This is a genomic window from Actinosynnema sp. NPDC050436 (assembly GCF_040655415.1).
Lineage (GTDB): Bacteria > Actinomycetota > Actinomycetes > Mycobacteriales > Pseudonocardiaceae > Actinosynnema.
Genome location: NZ_JBFAJV010000001.1, coordinates 716,472 through 742,108, shown reverse-complemented (window position 1 = coordinate 742,108; position 25,637 = coordinate 716,472). Strand labels below are relative to the sequence as shown.

The window sequence follows — 25,637 nt, the reverse complement described above, 5'->3', positions numbered from 1 at the left end:
CCGGCCACGACCGCCGGCGGTCACGCACCCGGCCGTCACGCACCCGGCGGTCACGCCACGGCGGTCGACCACCCGGCGGTCAGGCGCTCGGGCGGCGGAACGCGAACAGCGCGATGTCGTCCTTCTTGTTCGCCCCGAACCGGGCCACCAGGTCGTCGCACAGGGCTTCCATGTCCCCGTCCGGCCCGACCGCGTCGCGCAGCAGGTCCATCCCCTCGTCCAGGTCCGCGCCGGAGTGCTCCACCAGGCCGTCCGTGGTGAGCAGGACCAGCGCGCCCGGCGGCACCTGGAAGCGCTCCGCCGGCGGCCGGGGCAGGCCGATGCCCAGGATCGGCCCCCGCACGGCCAGGTAGTCCGCGCCGCCCGCGTGCGCGACCAGCGGCGGGATGTGCCCGGCGTTGGCCACGATCGCCGAGCCGTCCACCGGGTCGACCAGCAGCAGGCACATCGTGGTCAGACCCTTGATCGGGTGGTAGCGCGACAGCATCGCGTCCAGCTTGCGCAGGATCTCGGCCGGGTCCTCCTCCTCGACCGCGTACGCGCGCAGCGCGTGCCGCACCTCGCCCATGATCGTCGCCGCGCCGATGGAGTGGCCGCACACGTCGCCGATGGCGATCAGGAACCGGTCGCCCTGCCGCGTCACCTCGTAGAAGTCGCCGCCGATCTCGGCGTGCGCGGACGCCGGCACGTAGCGGGCGGCCATCGGCAGCTCCGGCACGTCGGGCAGCTCGCGCGGCAGCAGGCTGCGTTGCAGCACCAGGGCGAGCTGGTGCTCCTCCACGTACGCCCGCAGCGCGTCGGCGGCCAGCACCGTGGACTGCGCGAGCTGCACCAGCAGGTTGCGGTCCTCGTCGGTGGCCACGGCCGACGGCGGCACGGCCAGCAGCACCGCCGGGCGCTTGGCCGTGCTGCGGATGACCGCCACGGCCGCCGGCACGCCGGGGTCCCACGACGGGTCCGCCACGGTCGACTCCCCGGTGGGCAGCTCGTCCAGCTCCGGCACCTGCGCCACGGCCACCTCGCCGTCCCCGGCCGTGCGGGCGATCCACCGGCCGCCGCCGTCCCCGGTCGGCCCGATCGCCGTGGCCGGGCACGCCAGCACCGTCGCGGCGGCCCGCGCGGCCTCGGCGGTCAGCGTGGCGAAGTCGCCGGCGGCGTTGATCGCCCGGGTCGCCGAGGTCAGCTTCGCCAACCGGTCGGCCAGGCGCTCCGCCAGCGCCCGCGCCCGGTAGTAGCGCAGCGCCGCCTCCACCGTCGCCATCAGCTCGCCGGCGTCGACCGGCTCGGTCAGGTAGGCGTCCGCGCCCCGGTTCAGGCCGGTGATCCGGTCCTCGGCCTCGCGGAACGCCGCCGACACGTGCACGACCGGTATCACGGCGGTGCGCGGGTCGCCCTTGATCCGCTCCGCCACGTCGAACCCGCTCATGTCCGGCAGGTCCACGTCCAGCACGACGATGTCGAACTCGCGCGTCGCCAGCAGCTCCAGGGCCTGCCCGCCGGTCACCGCCTCGGTCACCCGGTGCCCGCCCCGGCGCAGCCAGCTCGCCCGCACGTAGCGGCTGGCCTCGATGTCGTCGACCACCAGGACGTGCGCGCCGCCGTCGGGTGTCACCGGGCCTCCTCCGTGCGCACCAGGCGCACCGCGTCGCGCAGCGCCCGCCGCACCGTCGAGGGTGCGATCACCGCCGCGTTGAGCAGCACCGCCGACAAGCCCGTGACCAGGCGTTCCAGGTCCGGATCGGCACCGCCCGCCACGACCACCACGGGCACCGCCCGCAGCTCGTCGTCGCCCCGCAGGAAGGCCAGGATCTCCGATCCGCTCACCCTCGGCACGTCGGCGGCCAGCACGACCACGTCCGGCCGCTGCTCCCGGACCCGCTCCAGCGCTTCCCGGCCGTCCTTGACCTGCACCACGGTGTGCGCCACGCCGTCGAGCGAGATCACCACCCGCGCCCGCACCGCGTCGTCGGCCTCCACGACCAGGGCCGTGTCGGTGTTGAGCACGTCGGTCTCCGACTGGGGCAGCCACAACGTCATCTCGGTGCCCTCGCCGACCGTGCTGCGCAGCACGATGTCGCCGCCCAGCAGCCGCGCCAGCCGGCGCGCGTAGGGCAGGCCGAGCCCGGTGCCCGCGACGCCGACCTGGAGGCGGCCGGGCACCTGGTAGAACTCCTCGAAGATGCGCGGCTGCTCCTCCGGCGGGATGCCGATGCCGGTGTCGGCGACGGTGAAGCGCACCACCTCCGCGTCCTCGTCGGCCCGCACGCTCAACCGGACCGTGCCGCGCTCGGTGAACTTCAGCGCGTTGGACAGCAGGTTGCGCAGAACGCGCTGCAACATCACCTCGTCGGAGATCAGCGGCAGCGGCGCGGGAGCCGGGTCGAACACCAGTTCCACGTCACCGCTGCGGGTCATCGGGCGGGTCGTGCCCTGCAACTGGGCCAGCACCAGCGGCACGTCGACCGGCGCGAACTTCGGCCGCAGGCTGCCCGACTCGGCCTTCGCGGTGTCCAGCAGCTCGTTGACCAGCGCCAGCAGCGTCGAGCCCGCCTCGTTGACCAGGTCGATCTGCCGGCGCTGCTCCTCGGTCAGCGGGTCGCCGCCCGGCGAGGTCAGCAGCCGCGTCAACCCGATGATCGAGTTGACCGGCGAGCGCAGCTCGTGGCTGATGTTCGACCAGAACCGGGTGCGGGCCGCGCCCGCGTCGCGGAGCTGGTTCGACTTCTCCTCCAGCTCGGTGTAGAAGGCGACCACGCCGAGGTTGGTCTGCTCCAGCTCGTCGGACAGCTCCTTGTGCAGCGCCACGACGCCCTGGTTGGTCTCCTCCAGCTCCTCGTTGAGCCGCAGCAGGTCCCGGCGCTTGGCCTCCAGGGACTCCAGGGTGGCCAGCAGGTCCTGGTTCTGCGCCCGCAACTGCTCCAGCACGTCCGCCGCCGGCAGCGAGAGCATGTTGCGCAGGTGGGCGGTCTGCGTCGCGTCGGGCCGCACGTGCCCGCGCGGCAGCGACTTCACCAGCTCGACCCGGTCGCCCAGCACCTCGAACCCGTCCAGCAGCCGGCGCGCGGTGTCCCAGCCCGGACCGCGCACGTCGACCGTGCCGATCCCGATCACCAGGCCCGGCTCCGGCTCCGGCCGCAACCGGAACACCAGCCGCGTCGACGGCTGCGCCGCCAGCAGCTCACGGCCCACGTCGCTGAGCGCGGTCGCCACCCGGATCTGGTCCTGCGCGTCCAGGCCGACGGCCGCCGCGACCTCGCGCCCGCACTGCCGCAGGAGGAACGCGTCCGCCTCGCGGGCGACGGTGAACCGCAGCAGGTCGTCGGCCGGCGACGTCACGTCGCCACCACGAGCGCGCTCGCGTCGTCCTTGCGCACGCCGGCGTCGCGCACCAGCGTCGCGGCCAGCAGCAGGGGGGAGGAGATGCCGGCGACGTCCTCGGGCCCCCAGCGCTCGGTCAGGCCGTCGGAGTGCAGCACGACCACCGCCCCCGGCGGCAGCTCGTGGTCGAAGGCGTGGATCGTCCGCGCCTGGTAGCCCGCGATGCCCGGCACGGACACCATGGTCCTCTTGCGGCCGTCCGAGAGCACGGCGCCGGCGATGTTGCCCAGCCCCGAGTAGCGGATCCGGTTGCGCGCCGGGTCCAGCACCGCCACCGCGACCGCCCCGCCGCGCGTGCCGCGCAACCCGGCGTGCAGCTTCGCCACCACCGCCTCCGGCGCGCTCGGCTCGTCGTCGCAGAAGATCCGGACCGCCTCGCGCGACGCCGACGCGGCCAGCGGGCCGTGCCCGGAACCGTCGCACATCATCACCCACAGCCGGTCGCCGACGCGGCGCACGGCGTAGGCGTCGCCGCACACCTCCTCGTCGGCGATCGGCCTGGTCAACCCGGCCGAGGACGACTCCGCCCGGAAGTCGGGCACCCCGCGCTCCCGGCGGTGGAACCGGGCCGCGAGCACCGTGCCCCGGTCCCGGCGGGTCGAGACGTCCAGCAGGTCGGCGCTGCGCGCCACCACGCCCAACCCGATGCCGAGCGTGCCCGTGGTCGACTCGCCGTCCAGCATCGCGCGGGCCATGTCCGGGATGCCCGGCCCCCGGTCGACGGCCACCACCTCGACCGCCGCCCGGTCGTCCGCCCGCAGCGCGCGCACCACCAGGTGCCCGCCGCTGGTGTGCTTGTGCAGGTTGGTGCCCAGCTCGGTGACCGCCAGGCCGATCTCGGCCACCCGCGCGTCGCCGAACGCCAGCCGCTCGGCCAGCGCCGTCGCGACCCGCCGGGCCCGGCCGACCTGGGCGGACTCCTCCACCCGCACCCAGGCCACGTCCTCCGCGACCGGGACGCAGGCGGTCACCCCTTCCACTTCACCACCGTCACCGTCGTACCCCGGCCGACCTCGGTGTCCAGGTCGAACTGGTCCACCAGCCGGCGCGACCCGCTCAGCCCGAGGCCGAGCCCGCTGCCGCTGCTCCAGCCGTCGGCCAGCGCCAGGGCGAGGTCGGGGATGCCCGGCCCCTCGTCCTGGAACGCCGCCCGCACGCCTTGCCGCCGGCCGTCCGTGACCACCTCGACCCGCGCCACCCCGCCACCCCCGTACACGAGGGTGTTGCGGGCCAGCTCGCTCGCCGCCGTCACCAGCTTCGTCTGGTTCACCAGCGACAGCTTCGCGCGCTGCGCGTAGCCGCGCACGAGCTGGCGCACCCGCACCACGTCGTCGTCGCCGGCGATCGGCAACTCCTCAGGGTCTCCCAGGGGCGTGATCACCGGGAGTCCCGGCGCAGGTCGCCGAGGATCTTCAGGCCGCGTTCCAGGTTGAGCGCGGTCCGGACGTCACCCAGCGTGAGGCCGAGTTCTACCAGGGTGATGGCCACGGCGGGGCGCATCCCGACGACCACCGTGGTGGCGTCGAACAGCTTGGACAGCGACGCGATCGTGGCGAACATCCGGCCGATGAAGGAGTCGACGATCTCCACGCCCGAGATGTCGATGACCACGCCGTGCGCGCCGGTGTCCGAGATCCGCTGCGCCAGGTCCTCCTGCAGCGCCAGGACCGTCTGGTCCTGGAGGTCGATCTGGATCGACACCAGCAGGACGCCGCCGATCTCCAGGATGGGGACGTTCTCCATCAGCGGCCCTTGCCCGCGTTGACGATCTCCACGCCCTCGCGGCGCAGCGCGTGCCGCAGCGCGTCGGCCAGCGACGCCTTGGTGGTGATGTCGCCGAACTCGATGCCCAGCGCCACGATCGTCTGCGCGATCTGCGGCCGGATGCCCGAGATCGTGCACTCCGCGCCCATCAGGCGGGCCGCGAACGCGGTCTTGAGCAGGTGCTGAGCGACCTGGGTGTCCACCGCGAGCACGCCGGTGATGTCGATGATGGCGTGCTCCGCGCCGGTCTCGACCAGGCTCTCCAGCAGCTTCTCCATCACGACCTGGGTGCGCGCCGAGTCCAGCGTGCCGACCAGCGGCACCGCCAGCACGCCCTCCCACAGCTTCACCACGGGCGTGGTCAGCTCCAGCAGCTGCTCGGACTGCTCGGTGATGATCTCCTCGCGGGCGCGGGCGAACGTCTCGAAGGTCACCAGGCCCAACGCGTCCAGCAGGGAGGAGAAGTCCATCAGCTCGCGGAACAGCCCGGCGTCCGCGTCGTCCCCGACCAATTCGAACACCACGCGCTTGAGCGCGAAGACGCTGGAGGCGGTCTCCGACGGCGTGTAACCGCCGCGAGCGCGCGTGCGCGACATCTCGGCCAGCATGGACCGCACTTCCAGGTACCGCTCGTCGGTGATGTCCCGGCCGTTGTCCCCGACCAGCGGCAGCACGGCCGCGTAGAACTCGCGGAACTCCCGGTCGAGCTCGGCCGCCGTCACCCGCCCGCGCAACGAGTCCGCAGCCGCCCGAACCCACTTCTCGACGACCACGTCCTTCTGCTCCCGCAACACCGCAGGGAGCCGACGCCCGTCTACCTCAACCACCCGAAACCTCCTACGCGCCGCTGTCGTGCGTGACAGTAGCCGTTCGATCAACCCGAGCCGGGGCAGGCTGGATGCCCCGGACGTCGAGGATCAACCCAACTTTGTGACCCAACTCGCCCACTGTCACCCGACGTGCACGCAAGCCCACGAACGGTGGTCTACACAACGCGTGGAAGTGCCTACCGGTCGTTGCCGTGCTTACTGGTCGTCCTCACCCGAGTCGCCGTTCCCACCGTCACTGCCGTCCCCGCTGGGGGAGGTGGAGGTGCCCGGAGCGGGCGTGCTGGGGGACGTAGCGGTGGTCGGAGCCACCGAGGTCGAGGTCGCGGGCGGGGCGGTGGTCGTGGGGGCGGGGTTGCTGGTCGTGACCGGGTTGGTGCTCGGCTCCGGGGCGGGCGAGTCCGCCGGGGCGGCCGGGGGAGCGGCGGGCTGCGGCGCGTCAGTCGAACGGGTGACCCCGACGAGCGCCGGCCGTGCCTCCTCCTGCGTGGCGGCCCCGGAGACCTGGGCGACCGTGGGCCCCCCGGAAGACGGCCCGGTCGGCGTGGACTCGGCAGGCCGCAGGACGGAGGAAGTCACAGCGGTGACGGCAAGCGCCCCGATCAACACCCCCATGGACGCCGCGACACCCCGCCACGGCACCCGGCCCTTCTCCTGCCCCCCATCACTCTCCGCAACCACCTCACCGCCTGACTTCTCTACCTCACCTTCGCCGGGTACCTCCTCAGTCCCACCCGCCCCCACAACCGCAGCAGCCTGCGTCTGCTCCTGCTCGGCGCCTTCGACACCCGCCGCCTTCGTACCCGGCCGAGGCACGCTCTCCCCGTCCCCCGGCCGCCGAGGCGACACGATCTCAGGCGGCAAGGCAGCCGAGGGCGGCGACGTGACCTCCAGCGGCAGAGCGTTCAACACCCGCGCCACACCCAACGCGGAAGGCCGCTCCCGAGGCGCAAGCGAGGTCATCCGCCTCAGCAGGTCCGCGAACTCCTCCGGCACCTCCTCGGGAACCTCCGGCGGCCGACGCCCGGGCTCGGTGACCTGCCCGGTCAGGCACTCCAACAACAGCACCCCAAGCGCATATACATCGGTGGCGCCACTCAACGAGTGCTCGGAGTCATCAGGCTCGACCTCAGGCCGCCCGTCCTCCTCGCCAGGAGGCTCCAGCCCGAAGTCGCGGAGACAAGCGCTGCCGTCGTCGATCAGAACGTTGGCGGAACACACCTCGCCATGCACCAACCGGTGTGAGTGAACGTGCGAGAGGGCGTCGGCCAACTCGGCCCCCAGCCGAACCACCAGCCCGATGCTCAACGGCCCAGCCTCGACCCACTCCCGCAACGTGGGCCCTTCGACCAGCCGAAGCACCACGAACCGGGCCCCACGGTGGACATCGCTGTCGTACACCGAGAGCAACCCAGGATGAGACAACCGGGCCAACGCCCCAACCCCGAGCTCAATCCGCCGACTGGCATCGTCGTCTTCCGCAGGCTCGAACAACTTGACCATGACGTGCCGCCGCAACAGCCCGTCCCAAGCGCGAAAAGTCCGAACGACCCCGCCGTCCCCCAGGGTCTCCAGGAGCCGGTACCGGTCTGCCAGCAGGTTTGTGTAGAGCGACCGTGGCACGGTCACACCCTCCCTCGGGTGTCGGGTCGGGCGGCTTGATCTCCGGTTGCCCCACCAGCGCAGCCCACAAACCCCACCGCCTCCTCAACCCCACACCTCCACAAAGGACATCTCCGCCCCGTTCCACACCCCTCACTCAAGTCACGATCCGTAATCACCCAACAGCAGCCAGCCACCTCGCCCCCAACGCCGTCATGTGCCCTAGTCTCCGTCCCACACCGCTCCTGAACAGCGAAAACCCGGCGCTCACCCCCGTCAGGCACCCCGATTTGGACCATGAAAGACGATCATGTAACCTATGTTCACACCGCGGCGAGAGCCGAGTCCGGGTGGCGGAATGGCAGACGCGCTAGCTTGAGGTGCTAGTCCCCGAAAGGGGGTGGGGGTTCAAGTCCCCCCTCGGACACATAATTCGCCCCGCGAGATATCTCCAGGTCACCTGGAAGGCTCGCGGGGCTTTGTGCTGCCCGACGCTGCTCCGAGCCTACCTGCTGACGGCTTCCCCCGTGGTGTCGGCTGGCGTGAGGGCATAAGCAGCGGGCGGCGTCCGGCTCTTCGTGCCAGGACCTGTTGCCGGTGGTTGTAGTGGAGTCCGCTCGGCAGGCAGTCGTCTCGCCCGGTCAAGGAGGTGTCCCGTGACCGCCTGACGGAGATGGCGGCGTCTAGTCTGGGTTGCCGGTGTCGCCGTTGTGGCACTGCGTGATGGTGCGGGCGGGTCGGCGGACGGGGAAGGCTGTCGCGCAGGGTGGGTTTGACCAGCTGGTGTGTCACTTCGGTCCGCAGGCGCGTCGGGCCGGTCCGTTTCCTCGGCTGTCGCATAGGTCAAGACCAGCAGGAGTTGGTCGTCTCCGTTCCGGAGCGTGTCGTCGCCGGGCTGCCGGACAAGGCGCCTGCGTGGTGCGCGCTGATGTGCTGGCACCGCATTCGAGGAGTTCGACGCAGGTGGCGTCGCAGCGGAAAACGAACCCGAGTTCGTCGACCAGTCGTGCGGTCTGTTCGGCGTCGGGGTTGTCGGCGATGCCCGTGGTGGTGAGGTGTGCGGCGATGCGGGCGAGCACGTGGTCTTCGCGCAAGTACAGGTTGCCGGGCGCACTTTCCGGTCGGGTGCGGGCGCTGGTGTAACCGTGACGGCAGCGGTAGGCAGCCCGGCCGTGGGAGCGGTGCGAATCCATCCTCCGCCCGCATAATCCGCACTGAAGCCGGCCCGCCAACAGGTAGACGCACTCGACGCCCTCAGCGTCGACACCCTGGCCGGTGCTGTGCCGGGTGGCTTGGACGGTCTGGGCGGCGACGAAGTCCTGCTCGGACACCAGGGGCACGTGGGCGATGCGTGCCGAGATCGCCCACGCGTGCTGCTCGTTGCGGACGCTCGTCCGTCGGCCGCTCGGTGAGCGGGTGGCGCGGTCGGCGCTGGTGCGGTTCCACACCTCGCGGCCGGTGTAGCGGGGATTGCCCAGGATCTCCACCACCGTGCGCAACGACCGCCCGGGGTCCAACCGAGCCCTGTCGCGTTCCGTGTCCGCGCCCGACGGGCTGGGCACGGACTGCTCGTTGAGGTGACGGGCGATGCCCGCGGCGCTGTGCCCCGCCAGGCGTAACGAGAAGATCAGCTTCACCACGGGTGCCGTGGCAGGGTTCGGCACGAGCCGCTGCTGCCGAACTCCGCGCCGCGACAACGCCCGGTTCGGATGTGGCCCGGCGTCAACGAGGCGGTAGCCGTAGGGCGGCCTGCCACCGAGGTAGCGTCCCTGCTCGACGGTCTGCATCCGCATGGCCGTGACGACCCGGTGCCGGGAGCGCATCACCTCCGTCTGCGAGCGCGCTGCGAGCAGCGAGAGCAGCGCCTCGTGCGCGGGGTTGTCGAAGTTTACCGGCCCTTCGGCTTCCGACAGCCACAGCTGCACCCCGAACTGCTCCAGCACCGCCCGCAGCTCCCGCACCTGGGCGCCATCGAGGAACGCACGCTTGTACTCACCGACCACCACCGCGTCGACCCGGTCCGCGTTCGCCGCGATGTAACGCAACATCGCCGCCGCCCGAGGCCGTAGATGCCAAGGCACCTGACGGGAGCACCCCACCTCGAAGTACTCTCCCACGATCGCGCCGTGCTCCCTGGTGAGCCTGCGCGAGACATCCAGCTGCCAGGCCCGAGAAGTGCGTGGGTCCTGGTGCTCACGGGTGGAAGCGCGACCGTAGAACAGGAACCGCAGGCTCCCCGCCGGAGCGGCGTCCAGGGCTGGGATGCTCGGTGGAATGGTCGCGGCGATCCACTCGGCGAGCGTAGTCGGGCGTGGCAGGGCGGACTCCGTCATGGCGCGGTCCTCGACATCGGAAAGGGCTGGATGCCGAGGTGACGAGACACGCTTGCCTTGATGACAAAGAACTCCGGCGCTACGCCCGGTTGGAGTAGTTGAAGCGGCCTGGTTCGTCGAAAACATGGCGACCAGCGCACTGAGCAGGCCACGGGACAACCGCAGGGTCACCGGTGTCTGCACCGGTCTGGCCCAGCGATGGGGAATGAAGCCTGGCACGGTCCGGCTCCTCGTGCTGTCCCGCCTGTTCCGCGGTCCGCAGATTCTGACCTACATCGCCGTACTCGACCGCCTGTAGACGAGTTCCGAAGCACGCGGCGTTGCAGAGGCGTTCCGCACTCGTTGATCAGGATGTCGAGGATGGGTAGCGCCCTATCGGCAGCGAGCTCGGCTTCGCGTCAGATAGCCGGTTTTGACGGAGCGGGGTCGAAGGCGCGGTGAGCGCTGCGTCTGCTCCGATTCGAATGGGACGTGCCGGCGGGGTGCGGCGAATGCCGTAACGGCTGGTGTACCGGCGCGATACGGTAGTCGTGGCGTCCGGTCCGGTGAAAACCGTCTCCGCTGTGGTTGCGGCTGTTGGTGTGCCCGCCGGGTGCGTCGCGCTGCTGCCGGTCCTGCGTGAGCGGCCGTTGCTCACCCTGGCCCTGCTGGTCCTCTACGAGGTGGCGGTGGTGGCCGTCGGGTTCGGGGCGGCGGTGCTGGACGGGCTGCGGGTGCGCTGGAGCGCTCGGGTGGCGGAGACGTTCGACGGGGCCGTGCAGCGCACGGTGTCCCGCTACACGCGTCACTACCTGCGCTACGTCGCGGCCGGTACTCGCTATGTGGATCTCAAGGGGGTGGCCACCAGGGCCGAGTACACCCTGGAGATGAAGGACGTGTACGTGCGGCTGTCGCTGGACCGCGACCCGGCACGACCGTCCGGGGCGAACCCGATCCAGCCGCGCCGTCATGACGCGGCGCTGCCCGGATCCGACATCTGGCAGTGGCTGCGTACCCGGTCGATCGGCTCGGTCGTGGCCGTCATCGGTGCGCCGGGACGAGGCAAGACGACGCTGTTGCGCCACGTCGCCTACGTGACCGCCACCGGGGGACGCGCCGCGCGCAGGCTCCGGGCACCACGGAAGATCCCGATTCTCGTGCACCTGCGCGACCGCAAGGAGTGGACGCTGTCGGCTCCGCGAGACCTCGTCGAGCTGATCACCCGCTCGCTGCCGCCGATCGGCGGGCGACCGGTGCCGCCACGATGGGTCGAGCGCAACCTGAAACGGGGACGTTTCCTCCTGCTGCTCGACGGACTGGACGAGATCGCGGACCCGGCCACCCGCCGGGCCGTGGCGGCGTGGATCGAGACGCAGTCCAGCGCACAGGTCGGCAACCTGCTGGTGCTCACCAGCAGACCGCACGGCTACCGGGACAACGCCATCACCGGCGCCACGGTGCTCGCGGTGCAGGCGTTCGGTCCCGACCAGATCGAGGCGTTCATCAAACAGTGGTACCTCGCCACGTCGATCCGCTCGCACGGCGCGGACAACCGGTCGGCGAGACTGGCGGCCGCACGTGGCGCGGTGGAGCTGTCGGGCCGGCTGGAGGGGACTCCGGCGCTGCACGACCTGGCCTCGAACCCTCTGCTGCTCACCATGATCAGCACGGTCCACCACTACCGCGACGCCCTGCCCGGCAGCCGCTCCGAGCTCTACCGCGAGATCTGCGACGTGTTCCTGGGCAAGCGGCACGAGGCGGTCGGCGTCGCCCTCGACATGCCCGCGGCGGGCAAGAAGATGGTGCTGCAGGAACTGGCGTACGCCATGATGCGGCGCGGTGTCGGAACGCTGGCGACCACCGAGGCGGTCCACGTGATCGGCACCGCGCTGACCCGCGTCACCACACGGGTCACCCCGACGGACTTCCTGCGGCAGGTGGAGGACTCGAGCGGCCTGCTGATGGAACGCGAGCGTGACCTCCTGGCCTTCGCGCACTTGACCGTGCAGGAGTTCCTGGCAGCAGAGCACATCCGGGAACGCGGGCTCGGGCACGAACTGGTCGAGGTGGTCGCCCAGGACTGGTGGCACGAGACCGTGCTGCTGTATGCCGCCAACGCCGACGCCACATCCGTGGTGGATGCCTGCCTGCACACCGAGGGACCGCGTAGAGCCGACCTGCTGGCGCTCGCGGTGCGATGCGTGGAGGAGGGACGTGAGCTGTCGCCGGAGGTCCGCGCGGTCGTCGAGCAGCGCTTGAACCCTGCCGACCTGCGGTCGAATGCGGCAAGCCGGCACAACGCCGCACGGGCACGGCTGCTGCTGCGGACCGCTCACGAGCAACGCGTGCAGCGCGGCGTCTACAGCTCCCCTCCCGTCACGTGGCTGGAGTACCAGTACTTCCTCGACACCTCGCCGCAGTGCCGCACACCGGACCACTGGGTCGAGGACGTATTCGCCGAAGGCACGGCGAACGAACCGGCCACCGGCATCCGACACGAGGACGCTGTCGCGTTCTGCACCTGGTTGACCTCGGAGTTGGGCGGTGAGCACCGCTATCGGTTGCCGACCGTCGACGAACTCGACGCCATCCTGCCGGACGAAACCTCACCGACGTCCTTCTGGGCGTTGGATTCCTTCGCGGGCCGCGGTGATCGGAGAGCCGCACGACTGTTCGGAGCCTTGGGCACCCGGCAGCACGTGCCCTACCCGCTCGCGTCACCCGAGCAACCCGCCCACTGCGACGGTGGGCACCTGGTGAAGCTGGCCGCCGACGCTGCGGCCATCGCGAACGAGTTCAACCGGATCACCGTCCCGGACGACCCCGCAGCGTCGCTCGCCGCCCGGCTCGCACACTGTGGAGGGGAACTCGCCGAGGCTGCCAGGATCGTCTTCGCACGTGAGTCCCCGTCGTCCCGGTCCACGCCCAAGCGACTGGAATCCCGGCAACGACTGCACACCGCACTGCGGCGGATGCGCGAGGGCACCTCGTCGCTCTCGGAGGTGCTCGGCCAGGTCAAGGGCGATCCGTCCCGGCTCCGGCGTCGTCTGGACCCGAAGCGTGCCGAGGACCGCCGCTTGATCGGATTCCTCACCGCGTCCGTGCTCCTCGGCTACCTGCGGACAGTCGGACAGCACCTGGTCGTGCACGACCGCAGGGTCTCCGGCCGAATGGCACCCATCGAGTCACTGCGCTTCGTCAGGGCCGACGAGGAGGAACTCGTCGGAACTGCCCGGTACCGCCATCTGCTGCGCGAGGCCGGCACGATCCGGCGCACGCCGTGGTCGCGGATCAAGCCGGTGGCGGACAGGATCGGAGCCGCAGTCCTGCTCACGGTGCTGGCTCCGGTGCTGCTGGCACTGGCGATCGCCGTCGTGGTCGACACCAGGGGGCCGCTGTTCTACATCCACCGCCGCTGCGGACGGTACGGCGTGGAGTTCTCGTTGGTGAAATTCCGCACGATGGTGGTCAACGCGGACCTTCTCACGCGTGATTTGGCCGCGGCGAACGAAGGCTCGGGACTGTTGTTCAAGATGCGCCGCGACCCCCGCGTCACCCCGGTGGGAAGGTTCCTGCGGCGATACAACCTCGACGAACTCCCACAACTGATCAACGTCCTCGCCGGGCACATGTCCATGGTCGGTCCACGACCCCCACTTCCAGTCGAGGCCGCTCGGTACGACCTCACGACAGCACGCAAACTCCTGATCAAGCCGGGACTCACCGGCTTGTGGCAGATAAGCGGACGCAGCGACCTGTCGTGGGAGGAAGCGACCGTCCTCGAGTTGGACTACCTCGATCACATGTCCTTCGCCCAAGACCTCGCCATCGCAGCGGGCACCATCCGCGCCGCCTTCGTGGGCCAAGGCGCGTACTGACGCGCGCACTTGCGGAGGTGTCCCCGGGGTCAGCGTGGCCGATCGTCCGGTCGAACCGCCCCGTCGTCACTTCGTCCCCGGCGCTCGACATCGGGCCCGGCGTGCGGAAAGGCGGATCCACCGACCGTGCCGAAGAACCGCCTCGTCTTCCACCCGATCGCGGGTCCGCAACGTCCATGACGCCACCGCCTCGGGTCGCCGTAGCGGACGCACACAGTGGTGGAATAGCCGACCCGGTGGACGTCGGAGATGGCACCGTGGCCGGCGCGGATGCTGACGCGACGGGACGACCGGCGCTGGAGTCCACGCGGGCGGCCCTGGAGCGCTCGGCGGTGGAAACGGCGCAGATGGTCGGCGGGCACCGGCGTCCGAAGGCAGCGGAAGCTTGAACGAGGCTGAGCCGGATGGCACGTCGGGCCGCTCGGCTCGTTCCGCCCGCCGGGGCTCAGTCCTGTTCCTCCGGTCGCGGTCTGGTGAGCGCGCGCCCGCACCGGTGACCGCGCTGTGGAAGGACCAGATGCTCGACCGGCTGGAGCCGGCGCCGATGGACCGCGACGGCGTGGAGGCGCTGCTGGTGGCTGTGCTCGGCGGCCCGGTGGACGGCCAGGCCCTCACCCGCCTCTGGTCCGCGACCGGCGGGAACATGTTGCTGCTGCGCGAACTGCTGCTGGCCGCGACACTGCGGCTGCGCGACGGCGTGTGGCGGCTGGACGACTCGTGGTCGGTGCCGCCGCGGCTGACCGAGCTGGTGGAGGACCGGCTCGGCGCGCTGCCCGACGACCGCCGGCGGGTGCTGGAACTGCTGGCGTTCGGCGAACCGCCGCGTCAGCATCCTCGGTGCGGACGCAGATCACCTCGGCGAACGCATGGAGCAACCGGAGCGCGGCTTGCACAAGCGCCGGTTGCGCGCGACCTACAACCGCCGCCATGGTGTGACGCACATGCTCGCCGCACTCGTCCTGACCACCGGGAAGATCCACTCCCGGATCCGGTGCCGTAAACGCCACCGCGGGTTTCTCGACCTGCTCGAGAAAACGCACGCTCGCTGGCCCGACCAGCGGCTCCCCTTGGTCAGGGACGACTTCTCCCCGCACCGGCCCCGACGTCCGCGACCGGGCGGGCGACAACGACGTCGAGTCGGTGTTCCTGCCGACCTGCACCTCCCGGCTGAACTGGACCGAGGGGGGTCGCCGCTCTGCGTTACTTCGCCCTCAACGGCACCGACCACCGCACCCACGCCGAACAGAACGCCGCCATCGGTTCGTTCGTGCGCCGGCGCAACGCCCGAGTTCAGCCGAAGACCGGCTTCGCCACCGACTCACCCCATCCGCACTCGGACCCATACCCGATCGTCCGCTGCGGGAGCCTTTGGCCTTGAGGCCAGGATCCGGTCCGGGCGGGTGCGCGGACGGCCTCCGGCGGGTCGGGGTATCCGGATGGCGTCGATCACCAGCACCCGGCGTCGCTGCCGAGTGCCTCGACGCCGCTGAACGGAACCCGGTGGCGGTGGTGCCGACCAGCCCGGTGTGCCGAGCCCCGACGATCCCGAGAGCTCGGGCCGGGGAACCGGACGAGTTCCGCCGGCGATGCCGCCGGTCATCCCCGTGCGACGGCGGCGTCGAGGTCGTAGCCGTAGATCCATTCATTTGCGACCAGGGGGTCTTGCTGTGCGAACGCGGCATCCCTGGCCTGCTGCTCCGGGCCGTCGGGGAGGTGGTTGACGTGGGACCGACCGTGGCTGACGGCCTGCAGGCGAGTTGTACGGGGGATTCGGAGCTGTTCGTATCGGCGCAGCGCGGCGGCGGGGTCGTCGAGGTCCCCGGCCAGACAGCCCGCTAGGACTGCGGCGTCCTCGATCGCCTGTGCGGCTCCCTGGGCGAAGAACGGGAACATCGGGTGCGCGGCGTCACCGAGCAACGTCACGCCGCCGTCGGACCACCGCGTGAGCGGAGCGCGATCCAGCAGGGCCCATCGTCCCGGTGTGCCTGCGGCACGGATCAACCCGGTCAGGCGCCGGTCCCAGCCGGCGAATTCGGCCAGGAACTCCTCGTCGGTGGCGGTCGCGGTCCAGGACTCGACGGTGTAGTCGCCCGCGGGGGCAAAAGCGACCAGGTTGACGTACTCGCCTGCGGAGACCGGGTAGTGCACGAGGTGGTGACCGGGACCGATCCACAGCGTCTGGGTAGGCCGCCGGGCGAAGTCCGGGGCCCGACCCGCGGGGACCAGTGCACGGAACGCGCACATGTTGGAGTACGTCGCGGGTGCCTTTCCGAAGACGGTGCCGCGCACGGTGGAGTGGACACCGTCCGCGCCGATCACGATGTCCGCCTCGGCCGAACGGCCGTCGGCGAAGCGGATCCGGTACGTGTCACCGGTTGTGTCGAGGTCGACGCACTTCCGGCCGAGCTCGACACGCCCGGCCGGTACTCGTGAGCGGATCGCGGCGAGGAGGTCGGCTCGGTGCGCGGTGTAGGTGTGCTCGCCGTACAGGTCCCAGCAGGCCGTCTGGAGGTTCTCCGCAGACAGGACCCGACCGTCCTCCCAGCGGCGGAACTCCCACCCGGTGTCGAGCCGGACCACGCGCTCGCGCAGGTACTCGAACGCGCCGAGCTTGCGGAGCTGTCGCCCGGCGTTGGGGGCGATCACGAGGCCGGCGCCCACCTCGGCCAGGCGCGGTGCCTGCTCGTACACCGTCGCAGGGAGACCTTGGCAGTGCAGGAACGCCGCAGTCGCGAGTCCGCCGATGCCACCACCGAGGATCGCGATCCTGGGTTTTGCGATCGTGCCTGCTGCCATTCTGGGGTTCCTCCGGATGTCGGCGCGATCCGCGCATGGGAACGGACTGCTTCGTCGCGCACATGCTGCCTGTGCGTGGCTGCCCACGAGACGTCGCAAGTCATTGAACGGACACCTGGCGCGTTCGGCCGGGTTGCGCCGTCGGTCTCTGCGCGAGGGGCCGGGAGTCAGCGTGAGATCCCGTCGCCTCGCATCGCTGCTCTCACCGGAGTGCGTGGGTCCGCCGGTTTGCGGCTGCCGCTGCCGGGCGCGACCACTCGGTGACGGGAGCCGTGCGCGGGAAAGCCCGACGAAGTGACCTTCTACGAAGGCCCGCACCACTTGTTCATCCAATGAACCGGTGCGTTGTTCCGGCCCTCACGGCTGCAGACACTCGCTGGGCGGCCAGGCGGTCGCCGTCACATCCGTCGAGCGTGCAGGAGTGGGCCGATGCCATCCCCCGGAGTTGTGGTCGACCGAAGAGAGCTCCTGCGCACGGGGAGGTCCGACCTGTTCATCGGCGGTCGGTTCCTGCCGGCGCACGGCGGCCGATACGTGGAGACCGTCGAGGCGGTCAGCGGTGCCCCGATCGCACAGGTCGCGGCGGCGACGGTGGACGACGCCGACCGTGCCGTCGAGGCAGCGGCGGCAGCGTTGCCCGACTGGGCCGGACTGCCACCGGCGCAGCGCCGGGCGGTGCTGCTCCGGGCCGCCGAGCTGTTCGGTGAGCGGTCGGGGGACCTGTCGGCGATCATGGGGCGCGAAATGGGCGCCACCCGGCCGTGGTGCCGGTTCAACGTCCGTGTCGCACAGGGCATGCTCGCCGAAGCTGCGGCACAGGCGTACTCCGCCGTAGGCGAGGTCATCCCGTCCGACGTGCCGGGCTTGACGGCGTTCGGCATTCGCCAGCCCGCCGGAGTCGTCGTGGGGATCGCGCCGTGGAACGCGCCGCTGATCCTCGGCGTCCGCGCGGTGGCGATGCCACTGGTGTACGGCAACACCGTCGTGCTCAAGTCCTCCGAGCAGACGCCGCTCACGCAGGCTGCCATCGTGGAGATCCTCCACGACGCGGGCGCACCCGCAGGAGCGGTCAACCTGATCAGCAACGCCGCGGAAGACGCACCAGCGATCGTCGAGGCCCTGGTGGCTCACCCGGCTACCGCGCGGGTCAACTTCACCGGATCGACCAAGGTGGGTCGGATCATCGGCGAGCTGGGCGGGCGATACCTGACGCGGGTGGTCCTCGAACTGGGTGGCAAGGCGCCGCTCGTGGTGCTCGCCGACGCCGATCTCCAGGCTGCGGCGGCAGCTGCCGGGTTCGGGGCCTTCGTCAACCAGGGTGAAGTCTGCATGTCCACCGAGCGGGTCATCGTCGAGCGGCCGGTGGCCGACGAGTTGAGTTCCCGGCTGGCGGCCAAGGCGGCGAGTCTCGTCGTCGGCCCGCCTGATGACGAGTCCTCCCAGGTCGGTCCGCTCGTGCACGCCGGTGCCCGCGACCACGTCATGGGGCTCGTCGAGGACGCCGTGCGACACGGTGCCGAAGTACTCGCCGGCGGAACCGCCGACGGCCTCTACGTCCGTCCGACCGTGCTGCGGCACGTCACCCCGGACATGCGCATCTACCGCGAGGAGACCTTCGGGCCGGTGGTGTCGATCATCGAGGTCGGTGACTCGGACGAAGCGGTCGAGATCGCGAACGACACCGAGTACGGGCTGGCGGCGAGTGTCTTCTGCCGCGACGGCGGGCGGGCGTTCGACGTGGCCCGCCGGATCCGGTCGGGGATCTGCCACATCAATGGAGCGACCGTGCACGACGAGCCGCAGATGCCGTTCGGCGGTGTCGGTGCCAGCGGGTGGGGGCGGTTCGGATCTCGTGCCGCGCTGGAGGAGTTCACCGAGTTGCGCTGGATCACCCAGCAGTCCGGCGAGCGCCACTACCCGATCTGAGCATGCGCCCGTTCCGACTTCCGCTCGAGGAGACGACCCACATGACCACCGAGGACGCCGGCGTCGTCGCCGGCGAAGCCGTTCCGGGAGCCACCGTGCGCGAGACGGTGTTCGAGGTGCTGCGGCGCCACGGGATGACGACGATCTTCGCCAACCCCGGATCGACGGAGATCACGTTCCTGACCGGACTTCCGGACGACCTCGACTTCACGCTCGCGCTGCACGAGGGCTCTGTCGTGGGCATGGCCACCGGCTGGGCGATCGCGCTCGACCGTCCCGCTTTCGTCAACCTCCACACGACCGCTGGGCTGGCCAACGCCGCAGGCGCACTCGCGACCGCCCGAACCAACAGGGTGCCGCTGGTGGTCGTTGTCGGGCAGCAGGACCGCCGCCACCTCGCCCACGACCCCTTCCTCGCCGGCCGGTTGACCGGACTGGTGGGCGACTACCCGGTGTGGACGAACCACCCCGCGCGTGCTCAGGACGTCCCTGCCGCGATCGCCCGTGCGCACCACGAGGCGGTGACCGGCGCAGGCCCGGCGCTGGTCGTGGTGCCGATGGACGATTGGCTCCAGCCCGCCGGGCGACTCCGCGCGGCGGCGGCGATCGACATCCGCCGCGGGCGGCCCACCCTCGGCCCGGAGATCGACGAGATCGCGGTCGCCCTGGACAACGCCCGCGCACCGGCACTCGTCGTCGGGTCCGCCGCCGACGGCGAGTCGAACTGGGCCGCCGTCGCCGCGCTGGCCGACCGCCTCGGTGCCCCGGTCTGGCAGGAGCCGTTCGGTGCGCGCGCGGGTTTCCCGCAGGACCACCCCGCCTTCGCCGGGCACCTGCCGCCGGCACGGTCGGCGGTGCGCTCCGCCCTGGCGGGCCACGACGTGGTCCTGGTGCTCGGCGCACCGGTGTTCCGGCAGTACCCCTGGGAGCCGGGGGACCTGGTCCCCGGGACGAGCACCGTCTTCCAGGTGTCGCCGTACGCGGACGACACCCACCACAGCATCGCCGACCGCGCCTTCGTCGCCGACGTCTCGGCGACCTGCCAGGACCTCGTCGGCCGGGTCCGCTCCCGAAGCGGGCACTCCCGCGCCGCACGCCCACCCGTGGCGCCCTTGGTGCCTCCGCGAGCCGGAGAGCCACTGCGGCCCGGTCACGTCTTCGACATCCTGGCCCGTCACCTGCCGCGGGACACGATCATCGTCGAAGAGTCGCCCTCCAGCCGGCCCGAGTTGCACCGCCGCGTCCCCGTTCGCGCCCCGCTCGGTTTCCTGAGCGCGGCTGCGGGCGGCCTGGGATTCGGCCTGCCCGCGGCGGTCGGCCTCAAGCTGGGAGCACCACGTCGCCCCGTCGTGGCCGTCCTCGGTGACGGTTCGTCGCTCTACGGCATCCAGGGCCTGTGGAGCGCCGCCCACTACCGGATCGGGGCACTGCTCGTGGTGCTGTCCAACGGCGGCTACGCCATCATGGACCGGCTCGCGGAACAGTCCGGACAGGGCAGACCACCGTGGCCGTCGTTCTCCGAGGTGAGCATCGCCCGGATCGCGGCGGGGCTCGGTTGCCCGACCCTGCGGATCAGCGACTACGACGAGTTGGCGTCGACACTGGCTGAACACCTGCCGGCACTCGCCGACCGGACGAGCCCGCTCGTGCTCGACGTCGAGGTGGCCGCCGACCCGGCCTACGGGTAGCCGAGCGCCTGCTGACGGCTTCGCTCACAGGATCGACGACAGGTCCGGGTCCCCTGCTCGCCGGTAGTGCTCGACGTGTTCCCGGAAACGGTTGCGGGATTGTCGTGATGTCCTCAGGAGAACGGAAGAACAATGTCCGCGCGCAACGGGAACACAGGTCGTGAGGCAACGCGGAGTACTCGGTGGATCCTGCTGATCTGCTGCCTGACCGTCGTCTTCGACGGCTACGACCTGATCGTCTACGGAGCCGTCGTGCCCGACCTGCTCGCTCACCGGCCGTGGGCGCTGACTCCGTCCGACGTCGGCCACATCGGAAGCGTGGCGCTCGTCGGGATGCTGATCGGAGCGCTGGTCGTCGGTACGCTCACCGACATCGTCGGCCGGCGCCGGGTCATGATCGGTTGCCTCGTCTGGTTCTCGGTCGCCATGCCGCTGACCGCACTGGCACCCGATCCGGAGGTCTTCGCCCTGCTGCGGTTCGTCACCGGACTGGGGCTGGGGGGAGTGGTCCCCACCGCGATCGCCCTGACCGCGGAGTATTCTCCCGCGCGGCGTCGCCAGCTCAACAACGCACTGATGTTCTCCGGCTATTCGGTCGGTGGCGTGCTCGCCGCGATCCTCGCGCTGGTGCTGCTGCCCGTCGGCGGGTTCCGGATGATGTTCGTCGTGGGGGCCGCGCCACTGGTCCTCGTCCTGCCGCTCGCCCTGCGGATGCTGCCCGAGTCGATCACCTTCCTGACGGCGAAAGGCCGTCACGACGAGGCAGCGGCCTACGCACGACGGTTCGGCCTCACCGGGCACGACGCACCGTCCGGGCCGACGCCCGCACCCCGACCCGTCAGCGGCGTCGAACGCGGGCTCATCGAGACCGGCAAGATGATCCTGGGTGGACACCGCCTGCCGATGACCCTGTTGCTCTGGACCATCTCCATCATCGGGCTCCTGCTGGTCTACGGGCTCAACACCTGGCTGCCGCAGTTCATGCGCAACGCGGGCTACTCGATGGGGTCGGCCCTGACCTTCCTGCTGGTCTTCAACATCGGTGCTGTCGCCGGCGTCATCATCGCCGGTGCGCTCGCCGACCGAGTCGGCGAGAAACCCGTCATCGCCTGCTCGTTCTGCGTCGCCGCCGCCGCCGTCCTGCTCTTCATCACCAAGCCCGCCACCGCGCCGCTGCTCCTGATCGGCGCGCTCGCCGGATTCGGCTCGAACACCCAGACCCTGGTCAACGGGTTCATCGGCGGGCTCTACCCCACGCAGGCACGCGCGACGGCGCTCGGGTGGGCACTCGGTGTCGGCAGGATCGGCGCCATCATCGGCCCGAGCTACGGCGGCTACATCCTGACGCAAATGGACGCGGGCTCGCTCTCCGGCAACTGGAGCTTCTACGCCTTCGCCATTCCGGCGGTGCTGGCGGCGATCCTCACCGTCCTGGTGCCACGACACCGCTCGACCCGCTCGCGCGACACGGTGGCCGCGCATCTCCCGACCACGCACACGCCCGACCACCCGTGACCGGAACCGGTCCGAGCCACCACGTCGAGCACAGCGCCATGCGGCAGGTACGGCGGTGCTCGTCGCCGCCGACCGGACTGCCGCGCAAGGAGTTGAACCATGTCCGTCACTGCGAATCAGGGGAGAAGCCACTTGTCCGGGAACAACGTTGATTCAGATGTGGTCGTGTTGACCGGGGCCGGCGGTGGCATCGGCCGGGCCACCGCCGTGCGCCTGGGCGGGCACGGCGCGCGCCTGGCCTTGACCGACGTGAACGAGCCGGCGCTGCGGGAAACCGCGGAGCTGGTCGCCAAGGCCGGCCGTGAGCCGATCACGGTGGCCGGCGACGGGTTGGACGCAGGCGTGACGACGGCGCTGGTCGCCAGGACGGTCGAGGCACACGGCCGGATCGACGGACTGGTCAACGCGACCGGCATCACCCTGCCCAGGCCGTTGCGGGACACCGCACCCGAGGACTTCGACCGCGTCATGGCGGTCAACGTGAAGACCCACATGATCTCGATGCAGGCGGTCCTGCCGGTCATGGCCGCGGCTCGGTACGGCTCGATCGTCAACATCTCGTCGGTGGGCGGCCGGGTCGCACTGCCGAACCTGAGCGTGTACTGCGCGTCCAAGGCCGCCGTGATCGGGCTCAGTCGCGGCGTCGCCGCCGAGTACGCCGCCGACAACATCCGGTGCAACGCCATCTGCCCCGGTGGGGTGGACACCCCGTTGGGTCGAGCCGCCCTCGACCCGTTCGAGGACAAGCAGCGGGGGCTGGAGATCCTCACCGGCCGCCAACTCTTCAAGCGCTGGGCCGAACCGGACGAGATCGCCGGCCTCATCGAGTACCTCCTCGCCCGCGGGTCGACCTTCGTCACCGGCGCGGTGTTCGACGTCGACGGCGGCCACACCACGACCTGACCCTGACGCATCCCGACTTCCTTCCGACCATGCAGGAGAGGCAGTTGCACATCACTCACCTGGGGCACGCCTGTGTGCTCGTGGACACCGGTTCCGCCAGGCTCCTCATCGACCCCGGCGTCATGTCCGACATCGACGGTGTCGAACGCGTCGACGCGGTGTTGCTCACGCACAAGCACCCCGATCACGTGGACCCCGAGAAGGTCCGGACCTTGCGGGCCAGGAGTCCCCGGGCAGCGCTCGTCGTGCCGGGCGACATCGGCGAGGCGATGCCCGGCCTGCCGGAGCACCAGATGGTCGAACCGGGCGAGGCGCTCAGGTTCGGTGACACGGTGGTCGAGGTCGTCGGTGGGCGCCACGCGACCGTGCACGAGACGATCCCGGGCTGCGTCAACCTGGGCTACCTGATCGACGGCGGCGCGTTCTTCCACCCCGGGGACTCCTTCCACGAGCCCGCAGCGGACGTCCGAGTGCTCGCAGTGGCGATCGACGGCCCGTGGCTCAAGATCGCCGAGTCCATCGACTACGTGCGACGGGTCTCGCCCCGCGTCGCCATCCCGATCCACGAGGGAGAAACCCTCGACCCCGCGAAGTACATCGGCATGATGAGCAACGCGGTCGGCGGTGCTGTCGTGCGCCGCCTGGACCGAGGGGCGGCCACCAGGCTGTAGCGGTCACCGCGGACACGGGCCGGGCGAAGTCGACCGCTGCCGTGGACCGGTGCCAACGCGGGAAGCCGCTCGCCCCGGGTGCCGAGGTCTCGTCGGAAGCACGTCCGGCGTCCTGACCGGAACCTCGGCACCCCCGGCCGTCAACGATTCCGTCCAACTCACCGACGGTTCCCTGTCCGGGGATCGTTGCGGGCCCACGAACGTCGTTTCGATCCTCAACGGAGAGGCAGGGCAACGATGCCCACATATCTGGTGATCCACTCGGTCGCTGGACAGCACCAGCGGCAGCCGAGGTCCTCCGCCAACGCGGTGGCGACCCGATGACGACCAGCGGCCTCGACCCCGAAGCACGCCGCTACGAGCGGCGCCTGCTCTCCGTCCTGTTCCTGGGCGTCGGCTTCGTCCTGTTCGACCGGCAGGCGCTGGCCTTCCTGGCGCCCTACATCGACGCCGACTTCGGGCTGTCGCCCACGCAGCTCGGCTTGGCCACGGGCGCGCTGTCCTGCGCGTGGGCTGTGTCCGCGATCCTCATGGGGGCGCTCTCCGACCGGCTCGGGCGGCGCAAGCCGCTGCTGATCACGGCCGTGGTGCTGTTCTCGCTGATCTCCGCGGTCTCCGGGCTTACTTCGGGCTTCGTCGGCCTGCTGGTCGCGCGGGCCCTCATGGGTGCGGCCGAGGGCGGCGTGATCCCGTTGTCGCAGACGCTGATGGTCCAAGCGTCCCGGCCGAAGCGACGCGGGCTGAACATGGGGCTGATCCAGGGCGCTTCGGCGGGTCTGCTCGGTGGCGTCGCGGCGCCGTTCGCCTTCATCTGGCTCGCCGAGTCCGTCGGCTGGCGTTGGTCGTTCTTCGTGACGCTGCTGCCGGGTCTGCTGATCGCCGCTGCGATGGCGGTCATCGTCCGCGAGCGGCCGGTGCCCCTGACTGCCGGCCCGGTGACGAAACCGGCGGCGGCGAAGGTGCCTGTTCGCCAGGCCCTGGGTATGCGCAACGTGGTGCTGTGCACCCTCATCGCGGTCTGCTACCTCACGTGGTTCTCCACCATCGTCACGTTCACGCCGCTGTACCTGCTGAACGTGAAGGGGTTCTCGCCGGGGACGATGGGGACGGTGATGACCTGCCTCGGCGTCGCCTGGATGGTGTGGGGTGTCGTCACGCCCGCCATCTCGGACCGGATCGGCCGCAAGCCCGCCCTGGCGGGCTGCACGGTCCTGGCGGTCTGCTGCCCGTTGGCGGTGCTGTTCGTGGACAACGCGTGGTTCCTCGGTGCGGCGATGATGCTGACCTACACGGGCGTCGGGTGCTTCACGCTGTTCATGGCGGTCATCCCCGCAGAAACCGTCCCGCCGGGCGCGTTGGCGACCGTGGTGGGAGTGACGATGGGGGCGGGGGAGTTGCTGGGTGGCACGTTCGGTCCCGTACTGGCCGGGTGGGCTTCGGACCAGTGGGGTTTGCAGGCGGCGATGGTCATCGCGGCGGTGAGCGCGGCGATCGTGGTGTTGCTGAGCCTGGGTCTGCGGGAGACGGCGCCCCGCATCCTGTCCCGGTCGACGAGCGACCCACGGCCCGCTCATGCGGGCAGCGAAGAGCGGGCGCGCTGAGAGTTCCACGGGCGGCTCGGCGCTTCTCGCGCACACGGCAGTGCGCTCACCTCGTTCCCCGGTCGGCATCGGGACGTGGGTGTCATTCGCCCCGGAACAGGCGGAGTCCTCCTTCGATCTCCGAAAGGGGGCTCTGCGCCAGGTAGGGCGCGAGCGCCTCACGGGCCTCCGCCGGGGAGACGAGCGCCGACCGGGCAACTTCGTCCACCCGCCAACTGCCGGTGTCGTCGTACACGAACTCGCCGACCAGCCGCCCGTCCCGGTAGGGCCAGGCGGCGGCGAACCGGTGCGAGATCTGGTAGACGCCGTCCGGGTCGGCGCCCTCGCCGGCGAGCGCCGGGTCGGTGCCGGGCACGACCCGGGCGAAGCCGGCCTCGATGAAGATCCCGTAGTCCGACACGGCGACTTGCTCCTCCAGCGCCCCGAAGACGTTCGCCCCGCGACCGACGATGTCCGAGTAGAAACCACGCACCTCGTCCATTCCACCGAGCACCGTCGTCCGGCCGCGTTCGGTGAGCCGGTAGACCGGGTGCTCGACGGTCATCGTGGGGATCAGGATGTCCCGCCACAGTCCGGAAACCTCCAGCAGCGCGTGCCGGCGGTAATTCTTCAGCACGTGCCGGTGCCTCGGGTTCTCCACCGCCGCGAGCGCGGCGTCGACGCCGGCCGGGATGTCCCGTACGTTGAACACCTTCATCTCGCACTCCTCGGAAACGTTCGTGGCCACGTCGCCACGAGTGGTGGCGCGGTTCGTCGCGGCGATCCGCGATCCGGTG

19 protein-coding genes and 1 tRNA gene are annotated in these 25,637 nt (G+C 70.8%); 10 read left to right on the top strand and 10 right to left on the bottom strand.

The window, feature by feature from the left end:
- Positions 1–79: 79 nt before the first annotated feature.
- From AB0I60_RS03050 to AB0I60_RS03020, 7 genes are all read right to left on the bottom strand, one after another.
- Complete coding sequence (locus tag AB0I60_RS03050) at positions 80–1,612, bottom strand: fused response regulator/phosphatase (RefSeq protein WP_360725516.1); 1,533 nt, start codon at positions 1,610–1,612, stop codon at positions 80–82.
- Positions 1,609–3,336: an ATP-binding protein gene (locus AB0I60_RS03045; RefSeq protein WP_360725515.1), complete on the bottom strand. Its 1,728-nt coding sequence runs from the start codon at positions 3,334–3,336 to the stop codon at positions 1,609–1,611. Before AB0I60_RS03045 ends, AB0I60_RS03050 begins: the two co-directional genes overlap by 4 nt.
- A complete protein-coding gene (locus AB0I60_RS03040; RefSeq protein ID WP_360725514.1) occupies positions 3,333–4,349 on the bottom strand; it encodes an ATP-binding SpoIIE family protein phosphatase in 1,017 nt (338 codons plus the stop codon). Before AB0I60_RS03040 ends, AB0I60_RS03045 begins: the two co-directional genes overlap by 4 nt.
- Positions 4,346–4,759, bottom strand: a complete 414-nt coding sequence (locus tag AB0I60_RS03035; RefSeq protein ID WP_360725513.1) for an ATP-binding protein — start codon at positions 4,757–4,759, stop codon at positions 4,346–4,348. The genes AB0I60_RS03040 and AB0I60_RS03035 overlap by 4 nt, the downstream gene beginning before the upstream one ends.
- Positions 4,756–5,121, bottom strand: a complete 366-nt coding sequence (locus AB0I60_RS03030; protein WP_360725512.1) for an STAS domain-containing protein — start codon at positions 5,119–5,121, stop codon at positions 4,756–4,758. Before AB0I60_RS03030 ends, AB0I60_RS03035 begins: the two co-directional genes overlap by 4 nt.
- On the bottom strand, positions 5,121–5,969 hold the full coding sequence (locus tag AB0I60_RS03025; protein WP_360725511.1) for an STAS domain-containing protein: 849 nt from the start codon (positions 5,967–5,969) through the stop codon (positions 5,121–5,123). Before AB0I60_RS03025 ends, AB0I60_RS03030 begins: the two co-directional genes overlap by 1 nt.
- Before the next feature lie 198 nt (positions 5,970–6,167).
- Positions 6,168–7,598: a serine/threonine-protein kinase gene (locus AB0I60_RS03020; RefSeq protein ID WP_360725510.1), complete on the bottom strand. Its 1,431-nt coding sequence runs from the start codon at positions 7,596–7,598 to the stop codon at positions 6,168–6,170.
- Between the two features lie 317 nt (positions 7,599–7,915).
- On the opposite strand from AB0I60_RS03020, the gene AB0I60_RS03015 reads away from it, so the two are divergent.
- Positions 7,916–7,998 (top strand) — tRNA-Leu (locus AB0I60_RS03015).
- A 361-nt stretch (positions 7,999–8,359) separates the two neighbouring features.
- On the opposite strand, the gene AB0I60_RS03010 is transcribed toward AB0I60_RS03015, so the two are convergent.
- A complete protein-coding gene (locus AB0I60_RS03010; protein ID WP_360725509.1) occupies positions 8,360–9,904 on the bottom strand; it encodes a recombinase family protein in 1,545 nt (514 codons plus the stop codon).
- A 124-nt stretch (positions 9,905–10,028) separates the two neighbouring features.
- Here AB0I60_RS03010 and AB0I60_RS03005 point away from each other — a divergent pair, with 124 nt between their 5' ends.
- The 3 genes from AB0I60_RS03005 (at position 10,029) to AB0I60_RS02995 (ending at position 14,761) form a co-directional block, all read left to right on the top strand.
- A complete protein-coding gene (locus AB0I60_RS03005) occupies positions 10,029–10,202 on the top strand; it encodes a PspC domain-containing protein (RefSeq protein WP_360725508.1) in 174 nt (57 codons plus the stop codon).
- 265 nt (positions 10,203–10,467) lie between these two features.
- On the top strand, positions 10,468–13,761 hold the full coding sequence (locus AB0I60_RS03000; RefSeq protein WP_360725507.1) for a sugar transferase: 3,294 nt from the start codon (positions 10,468–10,470) through the stop codon (positions 13,759–13,761).
- 493 nt (positions 13,762–14,254) lie between these two features.
- On the top strand, positions 14,255–14,761 hold the full coding sequence (locus tag AB0I60_RS02995) for a hypothetical protein (protein WP_360725506.1): 507 nt from the start codon (positions 14,255–14,257) through the stop codon (positions 14,759–14,761).
- A 596-nt stretch (positions 14,762–15,357) separates the two neighbouring features.
- On the opposite strand, the gene AB0I60_RS02990 is transcribed toward AB0I60_RS02995, so the two are convergent.
- On the bottom strand, positions 15,358–16,557 hold the full coding sequence (locus tag AB0I60_RS02990) for an FAD-dependent monooxygenase (RefSeq protein ID WP_360725505.1): 1,200 nt from the start codon (positions 16,555–16,557) through the stop codon (positions 15,358–15,360).
- A gap of 429 nt (positions 16,558–16,986) precedes the next feature.
- Between AB0I60_RS02990 and AB0I60_RS02985 the strand changes: the two genes are divergently transcribed.
- The 6 genes from AB0I60_RS02985 (at position 16,987) to AB0I60_RS02960 (ending at position 24,861) form a co-directional block, all read left to right on the top strand.
- Entirely contained in the window at positions 16,987–18,483 is a 1,497-nt protein-coding gene (locus AB0I60_RS02985) for an aldehyde dehydrogenase family protein (RefSeq protein WP_360725755.1), read from the top strand.
- A 41-nt stretch (positions 18,484–18,524) separates the two neighbouring features.
- Entirely contained in the window at positions 18,525–20,171 is a 1,647-nt protein-coding gene (locus AB0I60_RS02980) for a thiamine pyrophosphate-dependent enzyme (RefSeq protein WP_360725504.1), read from the top strand.
- A 132-nt stretch (positions 20,172–20,303) separates the two neighbouring features.
- A complete protein-coding gene (locus AB0I60_RS02975) occupies positions 20,304–21,686 on the top strand; it encodes an aromatic acid/H+ symport family MFS transporter (protein WP_360725503.1) in 1,383 nt (460 codons plus the stop codon).
- Between the two features lie 165 nt (positions 21,687–21,851).
- Entirely contained in the window at positions 21,852–22,589 is a 738-nt protein-coding gene (locus AB0I60_RS02970; RefSeq protein WP_360725502.1) for an SDR family oxidoreductase, read from the top strand.
- Between the two features lie 44 nt (positions 22,590–22,633).
- Positions 22,634–23,260 (top strand): MBL fold metallo-hydrolase, encoded by a 627-nt coding sequence (locus tag AB0I60_RS02965; RefSeq protein ID WP_360725501.1) that lies wholly within the window; start codon positions 22,634–22,636, stop codon positions 23,258–23,260.
- Between the two features lie 320 nt (positions 23,261–23,580).
- Positions 23,581–24,861: an MFS transporter gene (locus AB0I60_RS02960; protein ID WP_360725500.1), complete on the top strand. Its 1,281-nt coding sequence runs from the start codon at positions 23,581–23,583 to the stop codon at positions 24,859–24,861.
- A gap of 82 nt (positions 24,862–24,943) precedes the next feature.
- Here AB0I60_RS02960 and AB0I60_RS02955 read toward each other — a convergent pair whose 3' ends face one another.
- The gene (locus AB0I60_RS02955; RefSeq protein WP_360725499.1) at positions 24,944–25,558 is read right to left on the bottom strand and encodes a hypothetical protein; all 615 of its coding nucleotides are present in this window, start codon (positions 25,556–25,558) and stop codon (positions 24,944–24,946) included.
- Positions 25,559–25,637 lie beyond the last annotated feature (79 nt).

Bases quoted from the DNA above. Each gene is read 5' to 3' on its own strand.
- AB0I60_RS02985 (WP_360725755.1), top strand. From the start codon at position 16,987: ATGCCATCCCCCGGAGTTGTGGTCGACCGAAGAGAGCTCCTGCGCACG.
- AB0I60_RS03030 (WP_360725512.1), bottom strand. From the start codon at position 5,121: ATGGAGAACGTCCCCATCCTGGAGATCGGCGGCGTCCTGCTGGTGTCG.
- AB0I60_RS02955 (WP_360725499.1), bottom strand. From the start codon at position 25,558: ATGAAGGTGTTCAACGTACGGGACATCCCGGCCGGCGTCGACGCCGCG.
- AB0I60_RS02975 (WP_360725503.1), top strand. From the start codon at position 20,304: ATGTCCGCGCGCAACGGGAACACAGGTCGTGAGGCAACGCGGAGTACT.
- AB0I60_RS02960 (WP_360725500.1), top strand. From the start codon at position 23,581: ATGACGACCAGCGGCCTCGACCCCGAAGCACGCCGCTACGAGCGGCGC.
- AB0I60_RS02990 (WP_360725505.1), bottom strand. From the start codon at position 16,557: ATGGCAGCAGGCACGATCGCAAAACCCAGGATCGCGATCCTCGGTGGT.
- AB0I60_RS03005 (WP_360725508.1), top strand. From the start codon at position 10,029: ATGGCGACCAGCGCACTGAGCAGGCCACGGGACAACCGCAGGGTCACC.
- AB0I60_RS03010 (WP_360725509.1), bottom strand. From the start codon at position 9,904: ATGACGGAGTCCGCCCTGCCACGCCCGACTACGCTCGCCGAGTGGATC.
- AB0I60_RS02980 (WP_360725504.1), top strand. From the start codon at position 18,525: ATGACCACCGAGGACGCCGGCGTCGTCGCCGGCGAAGCCGTTCCGGGA.